This is a genomic window from Sphingomonas sp. URJC2, from assembly GCF_059803575.1.
The window spans coordinates 1-20,701 of the sequence record NZ_JAPFGX010000033.1 but is presented as its reverse complement, the minus strand read 5'-3'; the positions used below and the strand labels follow the sequence as shown (position 1 = coordinate 20,701).

The 20,701-nt window shown below is 69.7% G+C and carries 20 protein-coding genes; 9 read left to right on the top strand and 11 right to left on the bottom strand.

Going from position 1 to position 20,701, the window contains the following annotated elements:
- Positions 1-86: 86 nt before the first annotated feature.
- The 3 genes from OPU66_RS11530 to OPU66_RS11520 all read left to right on the top strand — a co-directional run bounded on the left by OPU66_RS11530 (position 87) and on the right by OPU66_RS11520 (position 2,829).
- Positions 87-953, top strand: coding sequence for an EpsD family peptidyl-prolyl cis-trans isomerase (locus tag OPU66_RS11530; protein WP_498553797.1), 867 nt, complete (start codon positions 87-89; stop codon positions 951-953).
- Positions 954-1,033: 80 nt separating this feature from the next.
- On the top strand, positions 1,034-1,852 hold the full coding sequence (locus OPU66_RS11525; protein ID WP_498553796.1) for a glycosyltransferase: 819 nt from the start codon (positions 1,034-1,036) through the stop codon (positions 1,850-1,852).
- Between the two features lie 11 nt (positions 1,853-1,863).
- Positions 1,864-2,829: a glycosyltransferase family 2 protein gene (locus OPU66_RS11520; RefSeq protein ID WP_498553795.1), complete on the top strand. Its 966-nt coding sequence runs from the start codon at positions 1,864-1,866 to the stop codon at positions 2,827-2,829.
- A gap of 43 nt (positions 2,830-2,872) precedes the next feature.
- Here the strand turns inward: OPU66_RS11520 and OPU66_RS11515 are convergent, their stop codons facing one another.
- Positions 2,873-3,772, bottom strand: coding sequence for a glycosyltransferase (locus OPU66_RS11515; protein WP_498553794.1), 900 nt, complete (start codon positions 3,770-3,772; stop codon positions 2,873-2,875).
- Positions 3,773-3,847: 75 nt separating this feature from the next.
- Here OPU66_RS11515 and asnB point away from each other — a divergent pair, with 75 nt between their 5' ends.
- A complete protein-coding gene (asnB, locus tag OPU66_RS11510; RefSeq protein WP_498553793.1) occupies positions 3,848-5,755 on the top strand; it encodes an asparagine synthase (glutamine-hydrolyzing) in 1,908 nt (635 codons plus the stop codon).
- Positions 5,756-5,795: 40 nt separating this feature from the next.
- Here asnB and OPU66_RS11505 read toward each other — a convergent pair whose 3' ends face one another.
- Together OPU66_RS11505 and OPU66_RS11500 are read right to left on the bottom strand one after the other, a co-directional pair.
- Positions 5,796-7,373, bottom strand: a complete 1,578-nt coding sequence (locus OPU66_RS11505) for an O-antigen ligase family protein (RefSeq protein ID WP_498553792.1) — start codon at positions 7,371-7,373, stop codon at positions 5,796-5,798.
- Entirely contained in the window at positions 7,374-8,585 is a 1,212-nt protein-coding gene (locus tag OPU66_RS11500; RefSeq protein ID WP_498553791.1) for a right-handed parallel beta-helix repeat-containing protein, read from the bottom strand. It abuts the gene before it with no gap.
- A 78-nt stretch (positions 8,586-8,663) separates the two neighbouring features.
- On the opposite strand from OPU66_RS11500, the gene OPU66_RS11495 reads away from it, so the two are divergent.
- Positions 8,664-9,449 (top strand): class I SAM-dependent methyltransferase, encoded by a 786-nt coding sequence (locus OPU66_RS11495; protein ID WP_498553790.1) that lies wholly within the window; start codon positions 8,664-8,666, stop codon positions 9,447-9,449.
- A gap of 202 nt (positions 9,450-9,651) precedes the next feature.
- Here the strand turns inward: OPU66_RS11495 and OPU66_RS11490 are convergent, their stop codons facing one another.
- From OPU66_RS11490 to OPU66_RS11455, 8 genes are all read right to left on the bottom strand, one after another.
- Positions 9,652-10,266: a CatB-related O-acetyltransferase gene (locus OPU66_RS11490; protein ID WP_498553789.1), complete on the bottom strand. Its 615-nt coding sequence runs from the start codon at positions 10,264-10,266 to the stop codon at positions 9,652-9,654.
- Positions 10,267-10,350: 84 nt separating this feature from the next.
- Positions 10,351-13,053 (bottom strand): carboxypeptidase regulatory-like domain-containing protein, encoded by a 2,703-nt coding sequence (locus OPU66_RS11485; protein ID WP_498553788.1) that lies wholly within the window; start codon positions 13,051-13,053, stop codon positions 10,351-10,353.
- Between the two features lie 27 nt (positions 13,054-13,080).
- Positions 13,081-13,899, bottom strand: coding sequence for a fimbrial biogenesis chaperone (locus OPU66_RS11480; RefSeq protein ID WP_498553787.1), 819 nt, complete (start codon positions 13,897-13,899; stop codon positions 13,081-13,083).
- 61 nt (positions 13,900-13,960) lie between these two features.
- The gene (locus OPU66_RS11475) at positions 13,961-14,455 is read right to left on the bottom strand and encodes a DUF4402 domain-containing protein (protein WP_498553786.1); all 495 of its coding nucleotides are present in this window, start codon (positions 14,453-14,455) and stop codon (positions 13,961-13,963) included.
- A gap of 148 nt (positions 14,456-14,603) precedes the next feature.
- Positions 14,604-15,101 carry a DUF4402 domain-containing protein gene (locus tag OPU66_RS11470; RefSeq protein WP_498553785.1) on the bottom strand — a complete coding sequence of 166 codons (498 nt, stop codon included), beginning with the start codon at positions 15,099-15,101 and terminating at the stop codon, positions 14,604-14,606.
- Between the two features lie 147 nt (positions 15,102-15,248).
- The gene (locus OPU66_RS11465; protein WP_498553784.1) at positions 15,249-15,749 is read right to left on the bottom strand and encodes a DUF4402 domain-containing protein; all 501 of its coding nucleotides are present in this window, start codon (positions 15,747-15,749) and stop codon (positions 15,249-15,251) included.
- A gap of 151 nt (positions 15,750-15,900) precedes the next feature.
- The gene (gene fumC / locus OPU66_RS11460; protein ID WP_498553783.1) at positions 15,901-17,292 is read right to left on the bottom strand and encodes a class II fumarate hydratase; all 1,392 of its coding nucleotides are present in this window, start codon (positions 17,290-17,292) and stop codon (positions 15,901-15,903) included.
- 41 nt (positions 17,293-17,333) lie between these two features.
- Positions 17,334-17,813 (bottom strand): SspB family protein, encoded by a 480-nt coding sequence (locus tag OPU66_RS11455; RefSeq protein ID WP_498553782.1) that lies wholly within the window; start codon positions 17,811-17,813, stop codon positions 17,334-17,336.
- A gap of 81 nt (positions 17,814-17,894) precedes the next feature.
- Here OPU66_RS11455 and hisB point away from each other — a divergent pair, with 81 nt between their 5' ends.
- The 4 genes from hisB to hisF are packed head-to-tail and all read left to right on the top strand — an operon-like array spanning position 17,895 to position 20,625.
- The gene (gene hisB, locus OPU66_RS11450; RefSeq protein ID WP_498553781.1) at positions 17,895-18,488 is read left to right on the top strand and encodes an imidazoleglycerol-phosphate dehydratase HisB; all 594 of its coding nucleotides are present in this window, start codon (positions 17,895-17,897) and stop codon (positions 18,486-18,488) included.
- The gene (gene hisH, locus OPU66_RS11445; protein WP_498553780.1) at positions 18,481-19,086 is read left to right on the top strand and encodes an imidazole glycerol phosphate synthase subunit HisH; all 606 of its coding nucleotides are present in this window, start codon (positions 18,481-18,483) and stop codon (positions 19,084-19,086) included. Before hisB ends, hisH begins: the two co-directional genes overlap by 8 nt.
- On the top strand, positions 19,083-19,802 hold the full coding sequence (hisA, locus tag OPU66_RS11440; RefSeq protein WP_498553779.1) for a 1-(5-phosphoribosyl)-5-[(5-phosphoribosylamino)methylideneamino]imidazole-4-carboxamide isomerase: 720 nt from the start codon (positions 19,083-19,085) through the stop codon (positions 19,800-19,802). The genes hisH and hisA overlap by 4 nt, the downstream gene beginning before the upstream one ends.
- Before the next feature lie 40 nt (positions 19,803-19,842).
- A complete protein-coding gene (gene hisF, locus OPU66_RS11435; RefSeq protein WP_498553778.1) occupies positions 19,843-20,625 on the top strand; it encodes an imidazole glycerol phosphate synthase subunit HisF in 783 nt (260 codons plus the stop codon).
- Positions 20,626-20,701 lie beyond the last annotated feature (76 nt).

Below are 20,701 nucleotides of genomic sequence, written 5' to 3'. Positions count from 1 at the left end.
TGCTCGTTTTAACCCTCGCGCCTATATCCGTCTCGGGATGGGACGGATGCTCCGCGCTGAACCGGGGCATCTCGCAGGGAGGTCATATGAAGAAACTGTATATGGGCGTGCTTCTCCTCGGCACGGCGCTGGTCGCCGGCTGCGGCAAGGGGAATGACGCCCAGCTCGAAAAGGGCCAGGTGGTCGCGACCGTCGGCGGCAAGGACGTGACGATCCACGAACTCAATGCCGAACTGCAGGGCGTGCAGATCCCCGCCGGCACCGACCGCAAGCAGGTCGAGCAGGCGGCGCTCCAGCAGGTTGTCCAGCGCAAGATCCTGGCCGATGTCGCGCGCGAACGCGGGCTCGACAAGACGCCGATGTTCCTGATCCAGCAGAAGCGGGCCGAGGAGACGCTGCTCGCCCAGCTGCTCCAGCGCCAGCTCGCCTCGTCGGTCAAGCAGCCGACCGCGCAGGAGGTGCAGACCTTCATCGCGCAGAACCCGGACCTGTTCGCCGAGCGCAAGATCTTCAACATCGACCAGATCCAGTTCGAAGCGCCCAAGGATCCGCGCGCCCTGCTCGCCTATCAGCCGTTCAAGACGATGGCCGAGGTCGAAGCGCAGCTGAAGAAGGACGGGCTGCGCTATCGCCGCGCGCCGGCCGTGCTCGACGTCGCGACCGCCAATCCGGAACTGGTGCAGCGGGTGCTGAAGCTGCCGGCGGGCGAAATCTTCATCATCCCGAACGGCGGCGCGGTCATCGCCAACCAGATCATCGGCCAGCGCGTCGAACCGCTGACCGGCGATCAGGCGAACCAGCTGGCGACCGGTCTGATCCAGCAGCGCAAATTCGCTGACCTGACCAAGCGCGACCTTGAACCCAAGGTCAAAAAGGCGCGCGACGAGGTGAAGTATCAGGGCGGCTATGCCCCGCCCAAGCCGGACGCCGCCGCCGCCCCGGCCGCCAAATAATCCCGGCCCGGCCGGGCGCGGTGCGCGCCCGGCCGGCCGCTCTTGCCCCGATCGGGGCTTTCTGTCGGAGCACCGGGCCGATGGCCGATTTCGTCCATGTGGTCATGACGCGGTTCAACCTGGCGACGCCGGGCCGCGAGGCCAGTTTCCGCACCCAGCCCGACTGGCTGGCGACACGTTTTGAGCTGTTCGAGCGCTATTGCCTGCCGGGCATGGCCGCGCAGACCGAACAGGATTTCGCGTGGATGATCTTCTTCGACGATCAGACGCCGCAGGCGTTCAAGGACCGGATCGAAGAGCTGCGCCGCATCCGGCCGTTCATCCCCTTCTACACGCCGCTGTTTCCGGGCGATGGCTGGCGCGACGCGGTGTTCGCGCGGATCGAGGCGCGGCCGCCGGCGTTGCTCACCACCAATCTCGACAATGACGATTCGCTGGCCGTCGATTTCGTCGCCCGTTTGCAGGCGGCGGCGCGCGCCCATCTGGGCGGGCCGGCCTGTGCGCTCAACTTCACCAACGGCTTCGTGCTGAGCGGCGAGCGGCTTTATGCCCATGCCCATCGGTCGAACGCCTTCACCAACCTGCTCGAACCGTTCGACGCCTCGGCGCGCACCGCCCCGGCGATCCCGCATATGGAGCTGGCCCGGCACCTGCCCGTCCATCAGCTGGACGGGCCGGGGGCGTGGCTGCAGGTCGTGCATGGCGGCAATGTGTCGAACAAGATCCGCGGCCGGCGCATTTCCTGTGCCGAGGCCAATGGCCGGTTCGCGCCCGCCGCCATCGCGCAGATGCGCGATCCGGGCCTGGCCGAGACGGTGGCCGAACGGCTGGTCGGCGAACCGCTGCGCCAGGCGCGCGACGGCGCCATCGCCCTCGCCCGCCGGCTGCGCGGCCGCTGACGGGGATTGCGATGACCGACCATGGCGCGGACGCGCCCGACCTGTCCATCCTGATGGTCAGTTGGAACACGCGCGAGATGACGCTGGCGGCGATCCGCTCTGTCTATGCCGAAACGCGCGACACCAGCTTTGAACTGATTCTGGTGGACAATGGCTCGGCCGATGGCACGGTCGAGGCGGTGCGCGCGGCGTTTCCGCAGGTCCGGCTGCTCGCCGAGCGCGACAATCACGGCTTTGCCAAGGGCAACAACATCGCCGCCCGCGCGGCGACCGGGCGGCTGTTGCTGCTGCTCAACACCGACACGCTGGTGCGCGACCGCGCGATCGACCGACTGATGGCATTCGCCGCCACGCGGCCCGATGCGCGCATCTGGGGCGGGCGCACGCTGTTCGGCGACGGGCGGCTCAATCCCAGCTCGGCCTGGAACCGGATCACCGCATGGAGCGCCTTCTGCCTCGCGGTCGGGCTGACGACGCTGCGCCCGCGCAGCCCGCGCCTCAACCCCGAACAGGTGGCGCTGTGGGGCGACGGGCAGGAACGCGCGGTCGATATCGTGTCGGGCTGCTTTTTCCTTGTCGAACGGACGCTGTGGGAGCAGCTGGACGGGTTCGACACGACCTTCTTCATGTATGGCGAGGAAGCCGATTTCTGCGGCCGCGCGCGCCGCGCAGGGGCGCGCCCGCGCGTCACCCCGGCGGCGGAGATCGTCCATTTCGGCGGCGGCAGCGCGGTGCGGCCGACCAACACGCTCGTCTATCTGTTCGGCGCGCGGATCGGGCTGGCGCTGCGCCATCTGCCGCCCGCCAGCGCGCGCATCGCGCGGGCGATGACGATCTTTCAGGCCTGGTGGCGGGCTTTGCTCTACGGGCTGGCGGCGCGGCTGTCGCCCGCGCGGCGCGATGCGGCCAGCCAGTGGCGCGAAATGTGGCGTCGCCGCGCGGAATGGCGCGACGGCCCGGTGCGCGCGGCGCTCTGAGACAGTCGGGAAAAGACCGCCGCACCCGCCCGGTGCAGCGCGGTCAGTTGCCGTAAAGCGCGCGCGCGGCGGTGCGCCACATCAGCTTGCCGCGCCCGGCATCGCTGCGCGCCCGCGCCTCAAGCGCCCGCGGCGAACCGATCGCACCCAGGCCGAGCGCCAGCGCGCCGAACCCGACCGCCTGCACCAGCCCGATCCCCATCCAGGGCAGAGCGCGCGCCCAGCCCGCCAGCCCGCCGCCGCGATGGTTGAAGATCACCCGCTGCTGGCCATGGGCGAACTTCCGCGCGCGGACATAATCGAGCGTCATCCGCCCCGGCGGCACGATTTCATCGACCAGCCCCTCGCGGTTCCAGATCAGCCGCACCCCGCGCGCCATCAGCCCGCGAATCATCCAGATGTCCTCGCCGCCGCTCTGGTTGAAGCGCAGATCGAACGGATCAGGCTCGGGAAAGCAGGCGGCGCGGTCGAACATCGCATTGCCGGTGCCAAGATAGGCCCAGCTGGCGGTGATGTCGGCACCGGTATCGGCATCGATCTCGCGGCTGAACAGCCCGGCGAGCATCTTTTCCAGCCCCGGCGGCGGCGGCGCGACGAAGCGCGGCGTGATGCGCCCGAAACAGGCAATGGTGCCGGCACGCGCCAGCGCGGCGAACGCGGCCAGCCAGCCGGGGCTTGGCACCTCGTCATCGTCGATGAACAGCACATGGCTGCCCCGCGCCTCGGCGACGCCGCGATTGCGGGCATGAACGACGCCGGGGCGCGGTTCATGAACATAACGCAGCCAGCCGTAGCGCGCGGCGGTGTCGGCGGCGCTGCCCGCCGGATCATTGTCGATGACCAGCGCCTCGACCTCTGCCGTCATCTGCGGGGCCAGCGCATCCAGCAGGCCGGACAGCATGCCGGCACGCCGATAGGTCGGGATCACGATCGAGATCAGCATAGGCGCTTTCGATTGGCTTAGCCGGCCGTTAAAGGAAGCTGTGCGAGGCGTCGAGCCTTGATCGGGGGTTGAATCATGTGCGGAGTTGCCGGCCTAACCACTGACGCCGGGCGCGACGCGGCCGGGCAGATGATCGACGCGATGACCCGCGCGATCGCCCATCGCGGCCCGGACGGGCGCAGTTTCGAACTGCTGGAGGGCGAAGGCGGCCGCACGGTCGCGCTCGGCCATGTCCGGCTGGCGATCATCGATCTGGCGACCGGGGACCAGCCGTTCCGCTCGGCCTGCGGGCGCTATACGCTCGTGTTCAACGGCGAGATCTACAATTATCTGGAAATCCGCGCCGAGCTGGAGGCGGCGGGCGTCACCTTCCGCACCCGGTCCGACACCGAAGTGCTGCTGGAAGCGTGGATCCGCTGGGGCGCGGCAGCGCTCGACCGGTTCCGGGGCATGTTCGCCTTTGCGATCTGGGATGCCGAGGCGCGCAGCCTGTTCCTCGCCCGCGACCCGTTCGGCAAGAAGCCGCTGCTCTATTTCATCAATCGCGGCGACCTGATCTTCGCGTCGGAGTTTGCGAGCCTGGCCGCGCATCCGGCCTTCACCGCCGACATCGATCAACAGGCGCTCGCCCGCTACCTGATCTGGAAATATGCGCCCGGCCATGACACGCTGGTCAAGGGCGTGTCGCAGCTGCCGCCCGGCCATTACGCCGTCTGGCAGGGCGGCCGGCTGACCGCGCAGCGTTATTTCAGCCCGCCGCTGCCGCTGCCGGCGGGCGAGCGCCGGCCGCTCGATGCCGCGGCGATCCGCGATTTCCGCGCCGAGCTGGAAGATGCGGTGCGGCTGCGGATGCGATCCGACGTGCCGCTGGGGGCCTTCCTGTCGGGCGGGCTCGATTCCTCGGCGATCGTCGCGCTGATGGCAGGCATGTCGCCGCATCCGGTCAAGACCTTCTCGATCGGGTTCAAGGCCGACGGCTTTTCCGAACTGTGGGCGGCACGGCAGGTCGCCGAGCGCTTCGGCACCGAACATCATGAGCTGGAGATCGAGCCCGATCATTTCCTCGACAGCCTGGCCGATGTCACCTGGCACCGCGGCGCGCCGCTGTCGGAAATGGCCGATGTGCCGCTTTATTATCTGAGCCACCTCGCCGCCCGGCATGTGAAGGTGGTGATGTCGGGCGAAGGATCGGACGAACTGCTCGCCGGCTATCCCAAGCATTGGGGCGACCTGTATCTCGCCCGCTATCAGGCGGTGGCGCCCGCAGCGCTCGATCCGCTGCTGCTCGACCTGCCCCGGCGGCTGCTGCCCTACAGCAAGCGCCGGGCGGCGATCCTGCTGCGCGCCGGGCGCGAACGCGATTTCGTCGACCGCCAGGCGGCCTGGTTCGGGCTGATGCCCCATGCCGATGCGGCGGCGCTCGCCCCGGCGCTGTTCGCGGATTACCGGCCGTTCGAATGGGCGGAGGATCCGGGCGCGGCTGTCGGCCCGCTGCACCGCGCGCTCTATTTCGACAAGACGGTGTGGCTGCCGGGCACATTGCTCGAGCGCGGCGACCGGATGACGATGGCCGCCTCGATCGAAGGGCGGATGCCGTTCATGGACCGCAAGCTGGCCGCGTTCGTCGCGACGCTGGGCGATGATGCGTTCCTGAACGGGCGCAGCGGCAAGACGATCCTGCGCCGCGCGATGCAGGCCGATCTGCCGCCCGACATTCTGTCGCGGCCCAAATCGGGCTTCCGCGTGCCGGTGGCCGAATGGCTGCGCGGGCGGCTGCGCGGCTATGCCGAGGACATGCTGCTCGGTCCCCAGTCGCGCTTTGGCGGTTTTGCCGACCGCGCGCGGCTGAAGGCGATGCTGGACGAGCATGTCAGCGGCCGCCGCAACCGCGAAAAGGAGCTGTGGTCGCTGCTGTCGCTCGAGGTGTTCCTGCGCGAGCTGGAAAGCCGCTCAGGCCACGCCCCGCGCGCGCTCGCGGCCTGAGGCGCGGCGGCCGGAAGCGGGGCGGCTTGAAGGCCCCCGGTCAGGCCGGGGGCTGCGCAGCTGAGTCGACCTTGGCCTTATAGGCAATCGCGCTCGCCAGCCCGAGCATCATATAGACGAGCGGGGCATTGTCGTCCTGCGCGAACACCAGCCGGACGACGAGATAGGCGACCAGCGCCGCGCAGACCGGCATCGCCAGATCGATCTCCCGCCCGCGCGGCCGAAGCGAAATCCTGAGCATGGTCGCCACCGCCAGCCCGAAAATGCCGAGGAACAGGCAGAAACCGATCACGCCGTAATCGAGCAGCAGCGTGACGATATAGGTGTCGACCGTCACCTGCCCGCCCGGCGTGCGGAAGCCGAGCACCTCGCCGCTCTGCCCGGTGCCATAGCCGATCGGGTTGCGCAGCACGAGCGGCCAGGTGCCGTCCAGCTGTTCCCAGCGCGCCTGATCGCTGAACCCGGTCGAGCCGCCGCCGATGGTGCGGAAGCGGATCGCATCGACGGTGAACATCGCCACCCCAAAGGCAAGCGCCAGCGCCGGAATGGCAAAGGCGAGTGCCGGGCCGAGCACGTCCGACTTGTCGGACCGCCAGCGGCGATAGGCCCAGATGCAGCCCCAGACCATGTGCGCGGCGAGCCAGCCGACAATCCCCAGCCGCGACCGGGTGAGGATGATGATGACGAGCAGCAGCACGTCGATCCCGGCATAAAGCAGCTTCGCGCCCAGCCCCGGCCGTTCGGCGATCTTCTGCAGCACGAACGGCGTCACCAGCGCCAGATATTCGGCAAGGGCGAGCGAGACCGTGTAGGTGCCAGTGACGCGGTAGGCCCCTTCGCGGAAATCGCCCGACAGCGTGCGCTGCACCGATTCGTCGGTCACGGCGAGGAAGGACGGGATGTGCCGCGCCCACAGGATCTGTTCGTTATAGGCCTCGGCCAGCCCCATCGCGCCCAGCACCAGCGCCATGCCGATCAGGTAATTGCCGAACTTCGCCGCCCGCCCGTCGCGCGCGCACACCCAGGCGGCGGCGTAAAACGCCCCGAACCACAGCACCAGATTGTTGAGGAAGATGTTGAGCGACCCGAACGGCGCGCGGCTGGGCACGATGGTGACGATCTGCACGACGATGAACGCCGCCATCATCTTCCACAGCCCCGGCATGCCATTGAGCGCGGCGGCCAGTTCGGTGCGGAAACGGGCCGAGACCGACAGGCAGATCAGCAGGATCAGCGCCATCGGAAACGCCGCCAGCCGGCGCAGCGACAGCCAGGGCAGGCCGGGCAGCTGCACCGCCAGATAGATCGGCCACAGCACGATGATGACCATATAGGCAAAGAACAGCCGTTCGAGCAGCCGGTCGGGCGCGCGGCCCTGATCGGGCAGCGCCCAGATCACCACCAGCGCCAGCATGACGACCGGGATTGCCATATAGACCATGAACGACGGCGGAAACACCGCGAACACAAAGCCATAGACGAAGCCAAGGACGAGACAGGCAACCACGAACGCGGCGCGCGCCACCGCCCGGCGCGCGGGCGCACGCACCGGCAGGAACGGCGGCAGCACCTGCTGCGGCGGCGTGAACCAGCCCTGCACGCGCGATGCGAGCGACATTCAGCGCCCCCCCGCCTGGCGACCGGCATCGCCCGCATCGGGCTGGGCCGGCGGGCGATAGCCGCGCCCGGGAACGAGCAGCCGCCCGGCCTCGGGCCGCGCACCCGGCTTCAGCCCGCCCAGCCGGCGGACCAGCGCCCGGTCTTCGGTCAGCACGCTGTTGTCGCGCACGACATGCGGCCCGCCCGCCGCCGGCCCGACATAGCGGACGGTGACATTGCCGGTCACGGTCGCGCGGCCGACATTTTCCAGCCGGATCCAGGCCTGTTTCTGGCGGTCGAGCGGGGACAGCACGCTGTTGCCGCTGATCTCGACATCCTCGGCCCCCTCGACCGAAATGCCTTCCCACTGATCCTCGGTGTAGATCAGGTTGTTGCGGATGACGAGGTTGCGATACGGATAGCGCTTCTGCTCGTCGCGGATGAAAATGCCCTGCGGGCCGACGCCATCGCCCTGCATGATGACATTGTCCTCGATCAATATGTCCGACGATCCGCGCTGCTGGCCGTTGGTCCAGAACTGGATGGCGTCGGGATGGTCGTCCGCGCGCGGCATGAAATCGCGGTAGCTGTTGCCGCGCACCACCACCCGGTCGACGGCGGCAAAATCGCCGGCATCGCTGCGGATCAGGCGAAAGCTGTTGCCGATCACCGCAATGTCGCTGCTGCGGTCGAAGATATAGGCGCGCATCAGCTCTTCGAAGCGCGAGCCGGCAATCTCGATGCCGGTGCTGCCGACCACATACAGGCCCCAGGCGTCGTTGGCGGGCGTGCCGTCGCGCGAGCCGTGGAAGAACACCCGGTCGAATCGCACCGACCGGCTGTCGGTGACGGTGCTGAGCTGGGTAAAATCCGGCTCGCCGGGGGCAAGCGCGCGCCCCAGATCGAGCTGGCGGAAGACGAGATTGGCGGACGCGCTGACCGCGACGCCGTCGAGCCGGGCCGGGCGCGCGGGGTCGCGCGACACGAGCGTCACCGCCGCCGGAAAGACGCGGCCGGCAATCGAGATCTGGCCGTAAGCCCCGGGGGCCAGCCGCAGCACCTCGCCCCCGCGCGCGGCGGCGAGCGCCGCGATCAGCGCCGGCCGGTCGGCAATGTCGATGATCCTGCCTGCCGCAGCAGACGCCTGCCCCGCCGGTGCAGCTCCGGCCAGCCCCGCCATCGCGGCGAGCGCCAGCACCCCGGCCGCGACGATCCTGCGCTCAATCCCCATTTTTCCGTCCCTGCCCGCCGCTGAGCGGCACCGCGCTATCGCAATGCCGGCAAGAAAGCAGTTTGTTTTTAAGGTTCGGTGAGCAAGGAGACAATCGAGCGCATATTCCGGCCGCCGCGCATCCCGGGCGGCGAAATGGATGGCGGCGGGACGATTGGGGGCAATATGAGCGGAGCCGAGATGACCATGGCCGACGGAACCGTGACCGAGGACCTGACCTATTTCCAGAAGGTGCGGCGCGAGATCGAGCCGCTGCTGCCGGCGGCGCCGGCGCGCATCCTCGAAATCGGCTGCGGCGCGGGCGCGACGCTCGCCTGGCTCAAGCAGCGCTGGCCGCAGGCGGAAACCTTCGGGGTCGAGGGGCATCGCCCGCTCGAGCCGCTGCTGCGCACCCGGCTGGACAATGTGCTGATCCATGATCTCGAACAGCCCCTGCCCGATCTGGGGCGGTTCGACCTGATCCTCGCGCTCGACGTGCTCGAACATCTGCGCGATCCCTGGGCGGTGCTCGCCACGCTGCGCCAGACGGTGCTGGCACCCGGCGGCGTCGTCATCGTGTCGGTGCCCAATGTCGCCCATTACAGCGTCACCGTGCCGCTCGCCTTTGGCGGGCGCTTCACCTATGCCGAGGACGGCCTGCTCGACCGCACGCATCTGCGCTTTTTCGACGAAGACGGCGCGCGCGGGCTGATGGCGGCGGCCGGGCTGACCGTCACCGACGGCGTCGCGACCGGCTTTGCCGGGCTGCGCCAGACGCTCGCCCAGAAACTCAGCTTCGGCCTGCTCCAGCGCTACATCACCATGCAGTTCGTGATGCGCGGCGAGGCCGGGGGCCAGCCGATGCGGCGCTGGCGGATCTTCTGAGGTTTTTGTTGTTTGCGGTGCGGCTGACGCCGCACGGGCGTTTTTTGTGCCGCGCCTCGCGGCGCGGGGGCGGCACCGGCCCGCACCCCCACCCGGCCCCCCATCGGCAGGATACACTGTGGGAGGCCGGGTGGGGGTGCGGGCCGGTGCCGTTCTCCTCGCTGACAATATCCGGTGCCGTTCTTCCCAACACACAACCCCCTCAGATCCGCCCCGCCTCCGCGGCATCCAGAAACGCGGCAATGTCGCGATCGAGCATCATCGGCACCGCGCGCGCGACGCGTTCGGCCGGCCAGTCCCACCAGCGCAGCGCGAGCAGCCGGGCGATGGTCGCATCGTCGAACCGCTTGCGCACCATGACCGCCGGGTTTCCGGCGACGATGGCATAAGGCGGCACGTCGCGCGTCACGAGCGCGCGCGCGCCGATCACCGCGCCGTCGCCGATGGTGACGCCCGACAGGATCATCGCTTCCCGCCCCAGCCAGACATCATTGCCGATCACCACATCGCCCTTGGTGCGCGGATGGCCGGGAATGGCGGCAAAGCGCGGATCCTTGGCCGGAAAGGGATAGGTGGTCACCCAGTCCGGCCGGTGTTCGCCGCCCAGCAGCACCTGCACCCCGGCCGCGACCGAGCAATAGGCCCCCATGCGCAGCCGCGCATCGCCCGGATAGGCGGGCAGGTGCAGATCGCCATAGCTGAACGGGCCGATGTCCTGATCGGGATAGCGTTCGGCCAGCAAATCGGGCGGCAGGTTCGCGCCGACCAGCCGGTGCTTGATCGCGCGCAACAGGCGGTAGAGCTTGGATTCAGGCATGTTCTCTCGGTGCTGGCCGGGCCGTTGATCCCGCTATAGCGGGGCGGCCGGACGGGTGGAATGGGAGCCGGGGCAAATGGCCGGTCATCGCCGCGCCAGCCGTTCGGGCGGGCGCGCCAGTTCGACCAGCCCCAGCCGCAGGGCCAGCCGCTCCGGCCCGATCACGATGGGTTCGGCAGTGCAGTCGGTGCCGCCGCGCAGCAGGCGCAGCTGATACTGGCCCAGTTTTACCCGTTCAAAGCTGAAATAACCGTCAAACTCGGTGCGCAGCCGGTGGACGACGACGCCCTGCCGGTCGACCAGCGCCACCTCCTCGCCCGCCAGCGGCCGCCCGGCCCGCGCCAGCGTGCCGTCGACGGTCGCGGTGCGCACGATCGCCAGCTCGACCGGCGTCACCAGCCCGGCGCGCGGCACGGCGGCAACCCCGCTATCGCCGGGCGCGTCGAACGGATCGGCGAGCCGTGCCGGATCGAGCGCGACCTGCACCGGCACCGCCGGGTCCAGCCCGTCGATCATCCAGGGTGCGGGTATGGCGGCGCGGTCCGGCGCGTCGAGCGGTGCCCCGTCGACGATCAGCCCGCCAACCGGCACGGCTGGCTCGCCGGGCTGGCGCACCCCGTCGCCATTCAGGTCGGAAAAGGCGCTGACCGCGAGCGCGCCGCCCGTTGCCCGGCTGCCCGAGCGGAAGCGCCCGAACCGGCCATCGCCGCCGGGGCCGAAGCTGAATTGCGCCGACAGGCCGAGCGAGAACACGCCCCGGCTGTTCGCCTGCGCGTTGAACGACGCCGCCAGAATGCCGAAATCGCGCGTGTAATTGGCCCCTGCAAAGCCCGCGCGCTCGCGCCCGGCATAGCCTGTGGTCAGTTGCAGCTCGTCCGCCGGGCCGATGACGAGATTGGCGGTGGCAAGCGCGCTCACCAGTTCCGGCCGGGGCCGCACCGCCCAGTCCATCTCGCCGCGCAGCCGGATCCGGCCCATCCGGCCATTGACCAGCAGGCCCATCACCGCTTCGTCGCGCGCCGGCCCCAGACGCGGGGCGGCGCGCCGCCAGCCGAGCGTCGCGCTCGCCGCGACACGCCCGGCGATCAGCGACACCCGCCCCCGCGCCTCGGTCAGCCGTTCGGCCCGCGACACGGTGGTGCGCAGATCAAAGCGCAGCGGCAGCACCAGCCCGGCCACGCGCACCGGCCGGTCGATGCCGATGGCGGTGACCGACCGTGCCGAAGGATCGAGCCGCTCGCTGGTCAGCCCGCGGTTGCGAATCGCCTCCAGCGAAATGTTGGTGCGCGCAACCGCGCCGATCACATTGATGCGCAGCGCCCGGCCGCCGTCGCGCGCGGCGGCAAGATTGACCTCGCCCAGCAGCCGCATGACGCCCGCGCGCAGCCCGGCCTCGACATAGCCCTGGGTGCCGGTGCGCACCGGGGCGCGGTGCACGGCCAGCGCCAGCGCCGTGCCATGGCCCAGCCCCTGTTCGACCGCGATGCCCCCGCGCCAGCCGGGCGGGGCCAGCGCCCGGTCGGGCCGGGCGCGCCAGCCGATCAGATCGCGCCGGTCCTCGACCAGCACTGCCGACCACCAGCGTTCGCCCGCCCCCGGCACCTGCGCGCCGATGTTGAGCGTGCGGCGCTGCCGGCGCACCTGGCCCTGGGGGCCATATTGCACCAGCTCGAAATCATTGACGCCCAGCCGCAGCTCGACATCGCGAAACTCGTAGCGCCCGGCGGCAGTCCCGGTTTCGCTGCGCAGCAGCTCGCCATTGCGATAGAGTTCGACGTCCCAGCCGACCGGCATCGGGCCGGCGAAATCGATCAGGTCGCGCCGCGCATTCATCCCCGGCGGCCGGTTGGACAAGGCGACGCCCCGCCCCGGCGTCGCCTGCACGGTGAGCGGGGTCGACGGGCTGACGACATCGCCTAGCTCGACTTGGGTCGCGCGCAGCGGGCCGAGCAGCCGCCCGGCCGGATCGGCCCGGAACAGCCTGAGGCGGAGCGCCTGCGGCCGCGCCTGCTGATCCGAAATCAGCCGCATGTCGGCGGACATGCGTGCCACCTCGCCGGCGGCGAACAGCTCGTACCGGCTTTGCCAGCCCATGCGGCCCGGCGCCGGCCGGTCGGCGGTGAAGCTGATATTGGCGTCGATCGCCGGCGTCCGCCACAGCCGGTAGGGCAAAGCAACCTGCCGCCCGGGCGCGGCCGGGCCGGACGGGGCGGCGCGCAACCGCTCCGCCCGCGCCGCGCGCTTGAGCGCCGCCTCGATCGGCAGCCGACCGGTCGTGCGCACGCCGATCACCGCCCCGGGCAGATCGACATCGAAAGCAAGATCGAGCCAGCGTTCCAGATCGGCGGCGCGCACGCACCAGCCGCCGGGTGAGTCCCAGATGCTGCGCGGGTCGAGCTGGGCGGTGCCGCCGGGCAGCTGCACCTCGTCTTGGCCCCGGTCGATGCGGATGCGGCGGCTTTCCTCGAACGCCCAGCCCTCAACACGCATGCGATCGGCGGAAAACGCCAGCGCGATGTTCAGCCCGTCGATCAGATCGGGCAGGTTGAGGCACAATCCGGCAGCGGTGTCATATGCGCGCACGCCGCCACCCAGCTGGAGCCCGGCAACGCGCAGATCGAACAGCAGCGCATCATCGGGATCGACCGCCAACCCCGCCAGCTGTCCCGCCGACGGCCCCGCCGCCTGCACCGCGCCCGCCGCCGCGACGAGCAGCGCGCAGCAGATGAGCGCCGCGCCCAGCCACAGGGCGGCGCGGCGTAGCAGCGATGCGGCCGTTCGCGCCATCGGGATGTCGCCGCGCGGCCGGGCCGGTTACTTGACCGCCACTTCGCTGGTCGCGCCGCGCCCGGCCGGATCGGTCTCGGTAAAGCGCACCACCAGCCCGGCAACCCCGGCCAAACGCTCGCGCGGCACCGGAATGCGCACCTGCCGACCGGCGATTTCGGGATAGGCGGACACGCCCTTGATCGTCGCGACCGGTTCCTTGTGGCCCGGCGCGAGCACGTCGAGCGTGCCATAGACCGAGCGGCCGCCGCTGCGCGCCAGATCGACGGTGATCGCCGGATCGGCACCGGGCTGCAACCGGGCGGAGACCAATTGCGCGGCCCCGTCGACCGCGCCGATGCGCACGATCACCGGAATGGCGACGCCGTAAATCGGGGTCAGCCGGATCGCCATGCCGGTGTCGCCGCCCGGCGGGGGCGCCTCCGCGGCAACCTCGGGCGCGTCGGGGACCGCACGGAACAGCAGATGCGCGCGATATTCGCCGGGCGCGAGATCGGGCGGCGGGCGCACGCCGATGCGGATCGTCTGCGACTGTTGCGGCGCAAGGGTGATGCGCCGTGGCGCATGGTTGATCATCTCGACTGCGGCGGTCTCAGCCGGCAGCGCCTGCCCGTCGGGCACGGCATGGATCTGGCCGGATGCGTCCATCCGCTTGATCACCAGCGAGATGCGGTAGGTGGTGGTGGCGGTGCCGGCATTGCTGACGATCACCTCGCCCCCCGATGCGCCGGACAGGACGAGCCGGGTCGGCGCGACCAGCAGATCGCCCTGGGCACAGGCAGGCGCGGAACATACGGCAAGGCCGGCCGCGAGCGCGAGCGCCCCGGCAAACAGGCGGGAAAACATGGCGGGAATCCTTGTCGGATTGATCGGGCCGGATCGGGCGGGCGGGGCCGCACGCACCCGGTCACTGATAGTTGACGGACACCGAATATTGGCCGGAATAGACGCCCGGCGGCTGGTTCGCGCCCACCGACAGGATGCCGGCGATGCGCAGCTGGCCCTTGCCCTCGGCAAGCACCAGGCTTTGCACCGATGGCTGGAGCGCGACCGCCATGGTGTCGGTGCCGTTCGACAGCTGGATGTTCGGGCTGTCGATGGCGACGGCGACGGTTTCGCCCGCCGCGCCGGTGATCGTGAAGCCCCCGGCACTGACCGCGCCCAGGCATTGCAGGCCGCCGCCACAGGCGCGGCTGCCATCGGCGGCGATGGTGACGGTGCCGGCGCTGCCGCCGGTCACGATCCGCCCGAAATCGAGATCGCTGGTCTTGGCGACGCTCAGCGCCTGCACGATGCGGACGCTGGCCGTTCCGGTCGCGGACTGCGCCCATGCGCCGGCCGCCGGCCACAGGCCGGCAAGGGCCGCGGCCATGGCGACCGCGGCACGGATTGAAACAAGCATGTTTAGACACCCCAACTGTCTAAAGCGGCAATTTCCCAAAGCGGCGGGGGGCCGCGTGACTTGCCCCCCATAGTGCCGCGCCCGCGTGAACAGGCATGCCCCGGATACATCCGATATGGTTAGCATCCCGCTAACCGAAACGGGAGCGTTACAAATAATCGACGGTGATCAGATATTCGCCGCGATAGTCGCCGGGCGCCTGACGCGCGCCAAGGCTGAGCGTGCCGCCCAGCCCGACCCGGTTGCGCCGGTTGCCGGGCTGGAGCGTCAGTGTTTCAGCGGCAAGCAGCGGGCGCACGCGCAGCACATCGCCCTCAGCATTGACGAGCGCAGCCGGGGTGACGGTGATCGACACCAGATAGGAGTCCGCGCCGGTGATGGCGATTTCGCCGGGGCTGGCATTGCCGATGCAGCGCAGCGCCGGGCAGGTCAGCCGGCCATCGGGCGACAAAGTGACGACCAGCGGCTCGGCACTGGCGATGATCGCGCCGAAGCTCAGTTCGCGCGCCGGTTCGACCCGCGCGGCAAGGAACCCGCCCGGTGCCATGCGGTCGCGCGCCTCGGGCGCGGGCAGGCCCGGCGGCGCGGCGGCCAGCGGGGCGGACGCAGCGGCGCACGCTGACAGCGCAATCAGACCGCGCAGCAATGGAGTGGAAAGCCGGGAGCGCACAGGCGCGTTATCGCCGGAAAATGGTGAACGCCGCGCTAAGCAGCAGCGAGGCCGGCGTCCTGACACGCGCAGGGCCGGGCACCGCATCCGGTGCCCGGCCCCGGCGGCCGCAATCAGGCGGACTTACTGATAGTTGACCGACACCGAATATTGGCCGGTATAGGTGCCCTGCGCCTGGAACGCGCCGACGCTGAGCACGCCCGCAACGCGGAAGCTGCCCGTGCCGCCGGCAAGCGTCAGCGACGAGGCCGAGGCGGTGAGCGCGACGCTCATCGTGTCCGACGCGCCATTGGCCAGCGTGATCGTCGGGTTGTCGAGCACCACCGACACCGATTCGCCCGCCGAGCCGAGCACGTTGAACGCGCCCGCCGTGGTGGTGCCATAGCAGGTCAGCCCGGTGCCGCAGGTGCGGGTGCCGTCCTGCGCGACCGCGACGGTCGAGGCATTGGCCGAGGCAGTGATCTTGCCGAAGTTGAGATCGGCGGTCTTGGTGACCGACAGCGCCTGCAGCACGGTCACGGTCGCATCGCCGGTCGCGGACTGGGCAAAGGCGGGCGCGCTCGTCAGCACGCCGGCAGCGGCGACCCCGGCAAACGCCAGAGCCTTGAACATCATGGTCTTCATCTGGATGACACCCCCAATGCGTCATGCCGGTCCACACGACCGGTCATCCGGGGATAGGATCAAGGTATCGATCTGCGGTTAGCGCGCTTGGTTAAGACGGCCCATACCATGAAAGCCGCGAACATGGCGGGTCAGCCCGGCGACGGGCCAGTCATTTTTCAGGTCCCGTCATCGTCTCGGGCCGGACCAGCCGGTCGAACGTGTCCGCATCGACCAGCCCGAGCGCAAGCCCGGCCTCGCGCAGCGTCAGCCCGTGCGCATGGGCGTGCTTGGCGATGGCGGCGGCATTGTCATAGCCGATCACCGGGGCCAGCGCCGTCACCAGCATCAGCGACCGGTCGACCAGTTCGGCGATCCGCGCCCGCTCCGGCGTCAGCCCGGCAAGCGCGCGCTGGGTAAAGCTGTCGATCCCGATCGCAAGCAGCGCGATCGACCGCAACACATTGGCCCCGATCAGCGGCTTGAAGACATTGAGTTCCAGATGCCCCTGCAAGCCGCCGACAGTGACCGCGACATGATTGCCCATCACCTGCGCGGCCACCATCGTCAGCATTTCGGCCTGAGTGGGGTTGACCTTGCCGGGCATGATCGAGCTGCCCGGTTCATTGGCCGGCAGCGCGAGTTCGCCCAGCCCCGCGCGCGGCCCCGAGGCGAGCAGGCGGATGTCGTTGGCGATCTTGGTCAGCGCGACGGCGAGCACGTTGAGCGCGCCCGACAGCTCGACCAGCGTATCGTGCGCGGCCAGTTCGGCGAACAAATTGGGCGCGGCGGCAAAGGGCAGGCCGGTCAGCGCCGCCAGCTCGGCGGCCATCGCGTCGGCAAATCCGGGCGGCGCATTCAGCCCGGTGCCGACCGCAGTGCCCCCCTGGGCGAGCAGATGCAGCCGCGGCCTGACCGATTCGATTCGCGCGGCCGCCGCTTCGACCTGCGCCTGATAGCCGGAAAACTCCTGCCCCAGGGTCAGCGGCGTGGCATCCTGCAAATGGGTGCGGCCGATCTTGACGATGCCGTCCCAGTCGCGGGCATGACCGGCAAGCACGACTGCCATCCGCTGAAGCGCGGGCAGCAGATCGGCGGCGAGCGCGCGGGCGGCGGCCACATGCATCGCAGTCGGGAAGCTGTCGTTCGAGGACTGGCCGCGATTGACATGGTCATTGGGGTGCACCGGGGCCTTGCCGCCGCGCGTGCCCGCCAGCCGTTCATTGGCGATGCCGGCGATCACCTCGTTCACATTCATGTTGGTCTGGGTGCCCGATCCGGTCTGCCAGATAACGAGCGGAAACTGATCGTCGAACCGCCCGGCCGCGACATCCGCCGCCGCCGCCGTGATGGCATCGGCCAGCTGCGGATCAAGCCCGTGGCGGCGATTGACCCGCGCCGCCGCCTGTTTGACCAGCGCCAGCGCGTGGACAATGCCCGGCGGCATCCGCTCGGCGGGGCCAAAGGGGAAATTGGCAATCGACCGCGCCGTCTGCGCGCCCCAATAGGCGTCGGCGGGAACCTCGACCGGGCCAAGGCTGTCGGTTTCGGTACGGCTGGCCATCGTTCCTCCCGGCATCTGCCCCGGAACGCGCCGGTCCGGGCCTATTTCTTGCGGCCGAAATCCACGGTCACGACATTCGATCCGTCTTCGGACGTCGCAATGCCGGGCACATCATTTTCGGCATCGTCATGCTCGGGCGCGCCGGCATCGCCCTGCGCCTGGAACTGCAGAGCGAAGTTCACCGCCGGGTCGACGAATCCGGTGACGGCGGCGAACGGGATCACCAGCCGGGCGGGAATCTGGTTGAAGCTCAAACCGACTTCGAACCGTTCCTCGAACACCTTCAGGTCCCAGAATTTGTTCTGCAGGACGATGGTCATCTCGTCCGGGAACCGCTCGGTCAGGTGCTTGGGCAGGTCGACCCCGGGGGCCGAGGTCTTGAACGTGATGTAGAAATGATGGTCGCCGGGCAGCCCGCCCGAACGCTCGACCTCGCCCAGCACACGCCCGACCACGGCGCGCAGGGCTTCCTGCACGATCTCGTCATAGGGAATCAGGCTGTCGGGCAACGCATCAGTCATGCGGCGAATCGTGGACTTTGCCGGGCGGGCGGTCAAGACGCGTTGCATCCGCAACGGCAAGCGCGCATAGGCGCGGGCACGATGAGGCAGGCGACGATCACCCGCAACACCAGCGAAACCCGCATCGCGGTGTCGGTCAATCTGGACGGGACGGGCGAATACCGGGTGACGACCGGGATCGGCTTTCTCGACCATATGCTCGAACAGCTGGCGCGCCATTCGCTGATCGATCTCGACGTCACGGTCGAGGGCGATCTGCATATCGACCAGCATCACACGACCGAGGATTGCGCGCTGGCGATCGGCGAGGCGATCAGCCGCGCGCTCGGCGAACGGCGCGGGATCATGCGCTATGGCCATGCCTATGCGCCGATGGACGAGGCGCTGACCCGCGCGGCCATCGACATTTCCGGCCGGCCGTTTCTGGTGTGGAAGCTCGATTTCACCCAGACCAAGCTGGGCGAATGGGACACCGAGCTGGTCGAACACTGGTTCCACAGCTTTGCCCAGACCGCCGGGCTGACGCTGCACGTCGAAAATCTCTACGGCCGCAACAATCATCATCTGGTCGAAAGCGCGTTCAAGGCGCTCGCGCGGGCGCTGCGTCAGGCGGTGACGATCGACCCGCGCAAGGCCGGGGACATTCCCTCGACCAAAGGGACGCTCGGTGGCTGAGACGGTCGCGCTGGTCGATTATGGCGCGGGCAACGTCCATTCGGTGCTGAATGCGCTCAAGGCCGCCGGGGCCGGCATGGTCGAGCTGACCGCCGATCCCGACCGGCTGCGGCGCGCCGACCGCATCGTGCTGCCCGGCGTCGGCGCCTTTGCCGCGGCGATGCGCGCGCTTCAGGCAGCACCGGGGCTGATCGACGCATTGAACGCGCGCGTGCGCGGCGACGGCGCGCCGTTTCTGGGCATCTGTGTCGGCATGCAGCTGATGGCGGCGAGCGGCGAGGAGCATGGCCAGACCGCCGGGCTGGGCTGGCTGGACGGCGTGGTCCGCGCGGTGCCGGCAAATGGCGTCAAAGTGCCCCATATGGGGTGGAACGATGTGACGCCGACTGCCGATCACCCGCTGCTGCCGGCGGGCGAGGCCTATTTCCTGCACAGCTTTGCCTATCACGGGCCGGGCGTGCTTGCGGTGACCGACCATGGCGGTCCGGTCACCGCCGCCATCGGGCGCGACAATATGGTCGGCGTCCAGTTCCATCCCGAGAAGAGCCAGCGCTATGGGCTGGCGCTGCTCCAGTCCTTTCTTGCGTGGCGTCCATGATCATTTTTCCCGCAATCGACCTCAAGGCCGGTCAGGTCGTCCGCCTCGCGGAAGGCGATATGGCCCGCGCGACCGTCTATTCCGACGATCCCGCCGCCCAGGCAGCAAGCTTTGCCGCCGCCGGCGCGGAATGGCTGCACATCGTCGATCTTGACGGTGCCTTTGCCGGCGAAAGCGTGAACGGCCAGGTGGTGCGGCGGATCGTCACCGGCTTTTCGGGCTGCATCCAACTGGGCGGTGGCATCCGCACGCGCGCGGCCATCGAGCGCTGGTTCGATTATGGCGTGGTGCGCGCGGTGATCGGCACGGCGGCGCTGACCGACCCCGATCTGGTGCGCGGCGCGGCGCGCGATTTTCCCGGCAAGATCGTCGTCGCCGTCGATGCGCGCGACGGCATGGTCGCCACCCAGGGCTGGGCCGATGTGTCGGACGTGCCGGTGATCGATCTGGCGCGGCGGTTCGAGGATGCGGGCGTCGCCGCATTGCTGTTCACCGATATCGGGCGTGACGGGCTGCTCAAGGGCGTCAATGTCGAAGCGACGCTGGCGCTGGCCGAGGCGGTGTCGCTGCCGGTGATCGCCAGCGGCGGCGTTGCGGGGATCGAGGATGTGCGCGCGCTGCGCGGCAAGCCGGGGATCGAAGGCGTGATCTGCGGCCGGGCGATCTATGACGGGCGGCTGGACCTGGCCGCCGCGCTGGCCGAGGCGCGGGGCTGATCATGGCCTGCCCCGCGATGCCGATGCGGAGCCCGCGCCGATGAGCGTGAGGCTGCGGGTCATCCCCTGTCTGGACGTGGCCGGGGGCCGCGTCGTCAAGGGCGTCCAGTTCGTCGATCTGGTCGATGCCGGTGATCCCGTCGAACAGGCGCGCGCCTATGACGCCGCCGGGGCCGACGAGCTGTGCTTTCTCGACATCACCGCCAGCCATGAGGCGCGCGGGACGATGATCGATGTCGTCCGCCGCACGGCGGAGGTGTGCTTCATGCCGCTGACCGTGGGTGGCGGCGTGCGCAGCGTCGAGGATGCGCGGGCCTTGCTGCTCGCCGGGGCGGACAAGGTCGCGGTCAACTCCGCCGCCGTCGCCCGGCCCGAGCTGTGCGCCGAACTGGCCGACCGGTTCGGCAGCCAGTGCGTCGTCGCCTCGGTCGATGCGCGCCGCATCGGCGATGGCCGGTGGGAGGTGTTCACCCATGGCGGACGGCGCCCGACCGGCATCGATGCGGTCGAACATGCCCACCGGCTGGCGGCACTTGGCGCGGGCGAGCTGCTGGTGACGTCGATGGACCGCGACGGGACGCAGGGCGGCTATGACCTCGGCCTTGTCCGCACCATCGCCGATTCGGTCGATGTGCCGGTGGTCGCGAGCGGCGGCGTCGGGTCGCTCGACGATCTGGTCGCGGGCGCGCGCGACGGCCATGCCAGCGCGGTGCTCGCCGCGTCGATCTTCCATTTCGGCCGGCACAGCATTGCCGAAGCCCATGCCGCCCTTGCCGCCGCCGGCTTTGCCGTGCGCGGGCATGACGGGGTTTTGCGCGCCTGACGGCGCGGGGGCGGCACCGGCCCGCACCCCCACCCGGCCTCCCAACGGCAGGATACACTGTGGGAGGCCGGGTGGG

Bases quoted from the DNA above. Each gene is read 5' to 3' on its own strand.
- hisB (WP_498553781.1), top strand. From the start codon at position 17,895: ATGAGGCAGGCGACGATCACCCGCAACACCAGCGAAACCCGCATCGCG.
- fumC (WP_498553783.1), bottom strand. From the start codon at position 17,292: ATGGCCAGCCGTACCGAAACCGACAGCCTTGGCCCGGTCGAGGTTCCC.
- OPU66_RS11465 (WP_498553784.1), bottom strand. From the start codon at position 15,749: ATGAAGACCATGATGTTCAAGGCTCTGGCGTTTGCCGGGGTCGCCGCT.
- OPU66_RS11525 (WP_498553796.1), top strand. From the start codon at position 1,034: ATGGCCGATTTCGTCCATGTGGTCATGACGCGGTTCAACCTGGCGACG.
- OPU66_RS11475 (WP_498553786.1), bottom strand. From the start codon at position 14,455: ATGCTTGTTTCAATCCGTGCCGCGGTCGCCATGGCCGCGGCCCTTGCC.
- OPU66_RS11500 (WP_498553791.1), bottom strand. From the start codon at position 8,585: ATGGGGATTGAGCGCAGGATCGTCGCGGCCGGGGTGCTGGCGCTCGCC.
- OPU66_RS11515 (WP_498553794.1), bottom strand. From the start codon at position 3,772: ATGCTGATCTCGATCGTGATCCCGACCTATCGGCGTGCCGGCATGCTG.
- asnB (WP_498553793.1), top strand. From the start codon at position 3,848: ATGTGCGGAGTTGCCGGCCTAACCACTGACGCCGGGCGCGACGCGGCC.
- OPU66_RS11455 (WP_498553782.1), bottom strand. From the start codon at position 17,813: ATGACTGATGCGTTGCCCGACAGCCTGATTCCCTATGACGAGATCGTG.
- hisA (WP_498553779.1), top strand. From the start codon at position 19,083: ATGATCATTTTTCCCGCAATCGACCTCAAGGCCGGTCAGGTCGTCCGC.
- OPU66_RS11520 (WP_498553795.1), top strand. From the start codon at position 1,864: ATGACCGACCATGGCGCGGACGCGCCCGACCTGTCCATCCTGATGGTC.
- OPU66_RS11480 (WP_498553787.1), bottom strand. From the start codon at position 13,899: ATGTTTTCCCGCCTGTTTGCCGGGGCGCTCGCGCTCGCGGCCGGCCTT.
- OPU66_RS11490 (WP_498553789.1), bottom strand. From the start codon at position 10,266: ATGCCTGAATCCAAGCTCTACCGCCTGTTGCGCGCGATCAAGCACCGG.
- hisF (WP_498553778.1), top strand. From the start codon at position 19,843: ATGAGCGTGAGGCTGCGGGTCATCCCCTGTCTGGACGTGGCCGGGGGC.
- OPU66_RS11505 (WP_498553792.1), bottom strand. From the start codon at position 7,373: ATGTCGCTCGCATCGCGCGTGCAGGGCTGGTTCACGCCGCCGCAGCAG.
- OPU66_RS11530 (WP_498553797.1), top strand. From the start codon at position 87: ATGAAGAAACTGTATATGGGCGTGCTTCTCCTCGGCACGGCGCTGGTC.
- OPU66_RS11485 (WP_498553788.1), bottom strand. From the start codon at position 13,053: ATGGCGCGAACGGCCGCATCGCTGCTACGCCGCGCCGCCCTGTGGCTG.